This window comes from Microbacterium sp., assembly GCF_049661145.1.
In the GTDB taxonomy this organism is placed as follows: Bacteria; Actinomycetota; Actinomycetes; order Actinomycetales; family Microbacteriaceae; genus Microbacterium.
On the sequence record NZ_JBASZT010000167.1, the window covers coordinates 1 to 7,670 of the forward strand.

Annotated in this window: 5 protein-coding genes, 1 tRNA gene and 1 pseudogene; 5 read left to right on the forward strand and 2 right to left on the reverse strand. The window is 70.1% G+C overall.

Going from position 1 to position 7,670, the window contains the following annotated elements; translation table 11 throughout:
• Positions 1-655: 655 nt before the first annotated feature.
• Positions 656-746, reverse strand: a tRNA-Ser gene (locus WBP48_RS07555).
• A gap of 164 nt (positions 747-910) precedes the next feature.
• Between WBP48_RS07555 and WBP48_RS07560 the strand changes: the two are divergent.
• Positions 911-2,343, forward strand: a pseudogene (locus WBP48_RS07560) (MFS transporter).
• A gap of 9 nt (positions 2,344-2,352) precedes the next feature.
• Here the strand turns inward: WBP48_RS07560 and WBP48_RS07565 are convergent.
• Positions 2,353-3,240 (reverse strand): EamA family transporter, encoded by an 888-nt coding sequence (locus WBP48_RS07565; RefSeq protein ID WP_424438420.1) that lies wholly within the window; start codon positions 3,238-3,240, stop codon positions 2,353-2,355.
• 331 nt (positions 3,241-3,571) lie between these two features.
• Here WBP48_RS07565 and phnD point away from each other — a divergent pair, with 331 nt between their 5' ends.
• The 4 genes from phnD to WBP48_RS07585 all read left to right on the forward strand — a co-directional run.
• Positions 3,572-4,522 carry a phosphate/phosphite/phosphonate ABC transporter substrate-binding protein gene (gene phnD, locus WBP48_RS07570; protein WP_424438423.1) on the forward strand — a complete coding sequence of 317 codons (951 nt, stop codon included), beginning with the start codon at positions 3,572-3,574 and terminating at the stop codon, positions 4,520-4,522.
• A 30-nt stretch (positions 4,523-4,552) separates the two neighbouring features.
• On the forward strand, positions 4,553-5,446 hold the full coding sequence (phnC, locus tag WBP48_RS07575; protein WP_424438426.1) for a phosphonate ABC transporter ATP-binding protein: 894 nt from the start codon (positions 4,553-4,555) through the stop codon (positions 5,444-5,446).
• On the forward strand, positions 5,446-7,299 hold the full coding sequence (locus tag WBP48_RS07580; protein WP_424438429.1) for a PhnE/PtxC family ABC transporter permease: 1,854 nt from the start codon (positions 5,446-5,448) through the stop codon (positions 7,297-7,299). The genes phnC and WBP48_RS07580 overlap by 1 nt, the downstream gene beginning before the upstream one ends.
• An 8-nt stretch (positions 7,300-7,307) precedes the next feature.
• Positions 7,308-7,670: FAD-dependent oxidoreductase (locus tag WBP48_RS07585; RefSeq protein ID WP_424438432.1), on the forward strand; the 363-nt coding region annotated here is incomplete at its 3' end.

The window sequence follows — 7,670 nt, forward strand, 5'->3', positions numbered from 1 at the left end:
CGTCGGCGAACCCGACCCCAACCCCGAGGAGGTGACCGAACCCGACCTCCGAGCACTCACCGCATAACCATCAGAACCGAAGGATCACACCATCACCGATACACCACGCCCCAGGACTTGACCCAGAGAACACACCTGAAGGGACGACAGGCAGTTCTCTTCGCGCGCATCTCACCTTCCCCGGCGGTCAGACTAGCTCGTCAACTCTAGCGGGGGTTGCGCCGCAAACCCGACGAGTCGTGGGCGGGCTCCGCTCCGCCAGTGACGTGCCCGGAGGTCGCTTTTCACCGCGAACCGGCGTCTCCTCGACATCCGACGACTCAGCCCTGGCCCTACCCGAAGCCACGAGGCCTTCACCGCGATCAACGACCCGGCAACTGCCGACACCGGCACCCGCATCACCGGACTCAGATTCGCCGGACCGCGTCAATAGCCGAAGCGATCTTCGACGTTCGGCATGCCTCCGGTGGATTCCCGTGCCGCAACGCGATTGGCAGCCGGTGGACCGATCGCCGAGGTTCACCCGGGTTCGAGCCTGTTGGGGACCGGTGGGCACGTTTTCGTTCGTGGGCAAACCGTGGGCACGAGCCCCCTCCAGGGCAAAGCAGAAGCCCTGCGATCCCAGTGTTTCCAAGGGTTCGCGGGGGTTGTCTACTGGCGGTGACGGTGGGATTTGAACCCACGGTAGGGGTTTGCCCTACACGACTTTTCGAGAGTCGCACCTTCGGCCGCTCGGACACGTCACCATCGTCCAGTTTACGACACACTGACGGATGCCGCGAACCGACCGCCGACCGCGCCCGCAGGTTCGTGAGGAGATGACGGATGCTGAGGAGCAAACGCCGGCATCCCCTCCTCAGAATCCCGCTTTCTCCTCAGTAACCTCCACCCCGCGCCGTAGCGTGGAACCATGACCGGCCGGATGACGCCGCAGCAGCGCCTCGTGCTCGCGATCTCGATCCTGGGCTCGTTCGTCGCGTTCCTCGACTCCACGATCGTGAATGTCGCCCTGCCCGCGATCGCGCGGGACCTCGGCGGCGGACTGTCCACGCAGCAGTGGACCGTCGACGGCTACCTCATCACGCTCGGGGCGCTGATCCTCGTCGCCGGCGCCGTCAGCGACGCCTATGGCCGGGTCCTCGTGCTGCGCATCGGACTCATCGGCTTCGGCATAGCCTCGCTCGGCGTCGCCCTGGCCCCCGACCCACTCGTGCTCGTCATCGCCCGCGCCGTGCAGGGTGCCGCAGGCGCGTTCCTCGTGCCGAGCTCGCTCGCGCTCATCACGGCCACGATGCGCGATCCGCTGCGCTCGCGCGCGATCGGCATCTGGACGGCGGCCACGACCGGCGCCATGATCGTCGGCCCGCTCGTCGGCGGTCTCATCGTCGACCACCTGTCGTGGCGCTGGGCGTTCGTCGTCAACGTGCTCCCCATCGCCGCCGCGCTGTGGCTCCTCACCCGCCTCGACCACGAAGGCCACCGCGGCCACCTCGACCACGAAGATCGCGAAGACCGCCGCAACCGCCACAATCACCGCACCGACCACGCCCCCGGCGCCCGCATCGACACCGTCGGCGCGGTCATGTGCACACTGGGTCTCGGAGCCGCGGTCTTCGCGCTCATCGAGCAGTCGAACGCCGGGTGGGCGGCGCCGGAAATCTGGATGCCGGGGCTCGCCGGCATCCTCCTGCTACTCGGCTTCGTGTGGCGGCAGCGCCGCGTCACGAACCCGATCCTGCCCCTTGATCTGTTCCGCAGCCGCAACTTCGCCGCCGGCAACCTCGCGACCCTGTTCGTCTACGCCGCCCTCTCCCTGAACGGCTTCGTCCTCGCGGTCTACCTGCAGCAGGGCGCCGGCCTGAGCGCGACCCTCGCGGGCCTTGCCAGTCTGCCGACGACCCTGCTCATGATCGCGCTGAGCTCCCGCACCGGAGCACTCGCGGGCCGCCTCGGGCCGCGTCTGTTCATGGCCGCGGGCCCGCTCGTCATGGCGATCGGGGCCCTGCTGCTGCTCCTGGTCGCCGTCGACTTCGACTACTGGTGGCAGGTGCTCCCCGCGATGGTCGTCTTCGGAATCGGCCTCGCTCTCACCGTCTCACCGCTGACGGCCGCGATCCTCGGCGCGGCGGACGAGAGCCGATCGGGCATCGCGTCGGCCGTCAACAACGCCGTCGCGCGTGTCGCCGGGCTCATCCCCATCGCCGCGCTCGCGACGATCACCGGCGGAACGCTCGATCTCGTCGGCTTCCATCGCGCCGCCGTCGCGACCGCCGGGCTGCGGTCGGCGGGGTAGTGTCGCTCCTCGGCATCCGCAATCCGTCCCGGCACACGGCCGACAAGTGAACCGCACCCTCACAACGCAAGAAGCAGGATGCCGCCGGTCACGAGGGCCGACGCGGCCAGGCGTCGTGCGGGATGCGTCTCCCGCAGCACGAACGCGCCGAACAGACTCACGAGCACGACGCTGACCTCGCGCACCGGGGCGACCAGCGCGACGGGCGCGATCGTGATGGCCGTCAGCACGAGGATGTACGACAGCGGCGAGAGCACCCCGAACGCCAGCAGCCGCCGCCAGTCGCGCCGCCAGACCGGCAGCAGCGCGGTCCACACGCGTCCCCGCAGCATCAGCACCGTGAGAATCGGCACCTCCAATGCAGTGCACCCCACCATGTACGCGACCGGCGATGCGTCCCACGCACGCAGCGCGTGCGTGTCCCACACCGTGTAGGCGGCGATCGCGACCCCGGTGAGCAAGCCGAAGACGACCGCGCGGTCCGGGCCGCGGCGGGTGCGAAGAACGGATGCCGAGCCCGGCGGCATCCGGTCGACGAACCCGATCGCCACGACGCCCGCGATCACCGCGGCCACCCCCACCCCGGCCGCGACGGTCAGCGTCTCGCCGAGGAGGGTCACCGCCACGATGACGGTCAGCAGCGGTCCGGTGCCGCGCGCGGTCGCATACACGGTCGACAGGTCGCCGACCGCATATCCGCGCTGCAGCACCAGCATGTACGCGACGTGGAGCACCGCCGAGACCGCGACACCGAGCCAGAACCCGCGGGCGTCGGCGGCGCCCATGCCCCCGGTCAGCGGGATCGCGAACGACCACAGCACGGTGCTCGCAACGGCGCCCCACCACAGGAACGGCAGTCCGCTGCCGCTGCGACCGTGCGCGATGACGTTCCACGACGCGTGCGCGACGGCGGCGGACAGGACGAGCAGCAGAGCGAGAGGAGACATGGCGAGACCCTTCGGCCCGGCGCGGGCGCGACGGGCGGGGTCCTCCGGGCTTTTGTCCTGTCAGATGACGCCGGCCTCCCTCGGGGAGCCCGGCGTGGCGCCGCTCGGTCCAGTCGAGCATCGCTCCGGAACCCTAGGCGCTATCGCCGTCAGCCTACCGCGGCGATCGCGCACGCCGCACCCGGGGCGGCGTTTCCCGCTGTTCACCGAAACACCACCTGCTGGTTCCCCGCCCGTAGGGCAGTGCGTCACCCGCGGTGCCTACGTTCGGCCACGTCCCTTCCATTTCCGCCGGGCATCGCTGTGCCCGTCCGCAGAAAGGCCCCCTCACATGCGTTCGAAACTCCGCAGCCTCGCCGCCATCGGCGCGGGTCTGACCCTCATCGCCGCCCTCGCCGGCTGCTCCTCCTCCCCCGACACCGCCGATCCCGCCTCGAGCGACGACGCGTCCAGCTCCGACACGGGCACGTTCGCGTCGGGCGATGAGAGCACCCTGGTGTTCGCAACGCTCCCCGACCACGAGGGCGCCGAGCAGGACGCCCAGCCCATCGCCGACTGGATCGCCGAGATCACCGGCAAGGAGGTCAAGTTCTTCGAGGCCACCGACTACACGGCCGTCGTGCAGGGCCTGGCCGCCGGCCAGATCGACATCGCCCAGATCTCCGCCTTCACGTACTACCAGGCGCAGGCCGCCGGAGCCGATATCGAGCCCATCGGCGCACAGATCACGAAGGAAGGCGCCGACCCCGGCTACTACTCCGTGGCTCTGAAGAACCCGGCATCCTCCGCGACGTCACTCGCCGACTTCGCGGACCAGCCGGTCTGCTTCGTCAACCCGACCTCGACGTCGGGGCGCGCGATCCCCGTCAGCCAGCTGCTGGAAGCGGGCATGACGGTCTCCGAGGCGAACACCGTCTACGGCGAGGAGCACGACCTCACCGCGGCCAAGATCGCCGAAGGCGTCGACTGCCAGGTCGGCTTCGCGCAGGATGTCGACGCCGACCCGCTCATCGCCAGTGGCGCCCTCGAGGAGATCGACCGTTTCCTCGTCCCGGCGGCTCCGATCGTGCTGCAGGCGGGACTGCCGCAGGACGTGAAGGACCAGCTGTTCGATGCCATCGCCGACAGCACGCAGTCCTCGCTCACCGACGCGGGCATCGAGCTCAACGAGTTCCTCACCGAGAACTGGTTCGGCTTCGGCGCCGTGGATGACGCGTACTACGACACGATCCGTACCGTCTGCGAGCAGATCGCCGACCAGGTCGAGGCCTGCCAGGCCTGACGCCTCGTCGTTCGAACGGAGCACACCGAGATGACTGACAGCGACACCCCCGTCGTAAAGATCACGGACCTGGGCAAGACCTACCCGGGCGCCGCGGTCCCTGCGCTGACGGGGGTGTCGCTGTCCGTCGGACGCGGCGAGATCCTCGTTCTGCTCGGCCTGTCCGGCTCGGGCAAGTCGACGCTGCTGCGCCACCTCAACGGGCTCGAGACGCCGACGACCGGCTCGGTCGTTTCGCTCGGAGAGGACGTCTCGGCGCTGTCCGGGCGACCGCTGCGAGAGCTCCGCGGCCGCATCGGCTTCATCTTCCAGCAGTTCGAGCTCGTGGGCCCGCTCACGGTGCTCGAGAACGTCCTGACCGGCGCGCTCTCGACCCTGCGCGGGCCGCGCGTGGGCGTGTGGACGTATCCCAAGACGCTCCGGATGCGGGCGCTCGGCCACCTCGACCGCGTCGGCTTGCTGGAGCGCGCCTACCAGCGCGCCGACACGCTCTCGGGCGGCCAGCAGCAGCGCGTCGCGATCGCCCGCGCCCTCATGCAGGAGCCCGACATCCTGCTCGCCAACGAGCCGGTCGCGTCGCTCGACCCCGAGTCGAGCGGTCAGGTCATGGGCCTCATCCGCGAGATCGCCGCCGAGCGCGGGCTCACCGTCGTGTGCAGCCTGCACCAGGTCGACCTCGCCCTCGATTGGGGCGACCGCATCGTGGGGCTGCGCGCCGGACGCGTCGTGCTCGACACCCCCACCGACGGCCTGTCCCGCGAACAGGTCATGGAGATCTACGGCCGGGTCGCCGTCTCCACCCGGGAGATCGCCGCGATGGAGGACGAGCTCGCCGAAGCGCGCGCCCAACTGCATGGCGACGAGGCCCCCGCCGCGGCGCGCGACCGCTTCGCGCAGGGCTTCGCCGACGAGGAGCCCGCCTGATGAGCGTCGTCACCGAACGGAGCGGGTCAGGGGGAGCCGGCACCTCGATCGCGCTCACCGCCGAGCGGCTGCAGGCCATCCGTCGGCCACGTCCCCGCGCGGCGACGGTCGTCTCGTACAGCGTGATCCTCGCCATCGTCGTCCTCGGCGTCTGGTCGTTCGCCGCCCTCGACTACAGCTTCAAGAGCCTCGAGACCACGGTCGGCAACCTCAGCCGATTCATCGGCATGGCGACGCCGCTGCAGTGGCCGGGCTGGAACGTCACCGGCACGCGTGGCCCCGACGGCACGACGTACACGACCGAGTGGGTGGGCTTCGAGCCGATCTGGCACGTCGTCGGCAGCATCGCGATCACCCTCGCCCTCGTCATCGCGGGCACGGCCCTGGCCGCCGTCTTGTCGATCCCGGTCGCGTACGGCGCCGCCCGCAACACGACCCCGGGGCGCGTCGCCCTCGCTGCCTCGCGCCTGATCGGCGTCATCATGCGCGCCATCCCCGACGTCGTCTTCGTCGTGTTCCTCGCCTTCCTCTGGTTCAACTCGGGGACGCTGCCGGCGATCGTCGCGATCGGGCTGCACTCGGTCGGCATGATCTCCAAGATGTTCGCCGACGCGATCGAGCAGATCGACGAGGGGCCGCGGCTGGCCGTCCGTGCCGCCGGCGGCTCGAAGGCGCAGGAGTTCTGGTCCGGCGTCGTCCCGCAGGCCCTGCCGGCGTGGATCGCGGTGGCCCTCCACCGCGCCGACATCAACCTGCGCGGCACCGTGATCCTCGGTGTCGTCGGGGTCGTCGGCCTCGGCTACGACCTCGACGAGGCGCTGCACGCGGGGCCGGCCGGGATGCGGCGGGTCATCCCCATCGTGCTCATCATCATCGCGCTGTGCATCGTGTTCGAGATCATCTCGTCGCTCGTGCGTTCTCGTCTGCTCGGCGTCCGGCCGACCGGCAAAGGCGCCGGCGACACGATCGTCCGCGCCGCCGCGAACCGGTCGGCGCGGGTGTCGGCCTCCATCGAACGGACGGATGCCGACACCGAGCGAGGTCGCCGCATCGAAGCCGCCCTGCACCGTCCGTGGAGCCGCAGCCGCGTCATGACCACGGTGTGGATCTGGCTCGCCGTCGCGATCGTCGTCGCCTCGTTCTGGTATGCGAACCCCGACCTGTCGCGCCTGCTTTCCGGGTGGCGCTTCGACCAGGTCTCCAACGAAGAGCTCGACCGCGCGGTCTGGCCACCGACCTTCGGCACCCGGGACTGGGCCACGGTCATGGCAGCCGTCGCGACGACCCTGCAGGTCGCGTTCGCCGCGACCCTCATGGGAGCGGTCATCTCCGCCGTCGTCGGGCCGCTGTCGGCACGCAACGTCGCCCCGAACGGCGGCGTCCGCAATCTCTTCCGCGGCGTCGCGCTCGTGCTGCGCGCGATCCCCGATCTCGTCGTCGCGATCATCTTCATCATCGCGACCGGCTTCGGCCCGCAGGCCGGCGCTCTCGCGCTCGGCATCGGCGGCGTGGGTCTGTTGGCGAAGCTCATCGGCGACTCGATGGAGGAGGTTCCCGCGGGGCCGGAACACGCCGTCCGAGCGGCGGGCGGTACACGCGGCCAGGTGTTCTTCTCCTCGACGCTGCCGATGTCGGTCCCGGCGCTCGTGAGTCATCTGATGTACCTGCTGGAACAGAACGTGCGCTCGGCGACACTGCTCGGCATCGTCGGCGCGGGCGGCATCGGCTTCCTGCTGCTGAACGCGCTGCAGGGGCGGCATTTCGACGAGGTGCTCGCCTACGTCTTCGTCATCATCGCGATGGTCGTCGTGGTCGAGACGGCTGCCGTTCTCATCCGACGCGCATTGAAGTAGGAGGGGTCATGTCTCACGACAGCTACGACCTCGTCGTCGTCGGCGCCGGGATCGTCGGACTCGGTCACGCGGCGGCCGCGCTCGAGCGCGGACTCAAGGTCGCGGTCGTCGAGCGCTCCACCTCGATCGGCGGCGCGACGGTACGCAACTTCGGCCACGTCGGGGTCAGCGACCACGTCGGCAAGGCCGCGGAGTACGCGCGGCGCAGCAGGGAACTGTGGCTACGGCTCGCCGAGCGCGCTGGCTTCTGGGTCGGCACCGGGGGCGGGCTCGCCGTCGCACGGCACGCGGACGAGCTCGCGGTGCTGCACGAGAGCGACGTCGGCACGCCGCTCGATGCGGCGGAGGTATGGCGCCTGGCTCCCGTCGTC

What these genes read in the sequence shown, in the direction of transcription:
- WBP48_RS07565 (WP_424438420.1), bottom strand. Translation starts at nt 3,240, where the DNA reads ATGTCTCCTCTCGCTCTGCTGCTCGTCCTGTCCGCCGCCGTCGCGCAC.
- phnD (WP_424438423.1), top strand. Translation starts at nt 3,572, where the DNA reads ATGCGTTCGAAACTCCGCAGCCTCGCCGCCATCGGCGCGGGTCTGACC.
- phnC (WP_424438426.1), top strand. Translation starts at nt 4,553, where the DNA reads ATGACTGACAGCGACACCCCCGTCGTAAAGATCACGGACCTGGGCAAG.
- WBP48_RS07580 (WP_424438429.1), top strand. Translation starts at nt 5,446, where the DNA reads ATGAGCGTCGTCACCGAACGGAGCGGGTCAGGGGGAGCCGGCACCTCG.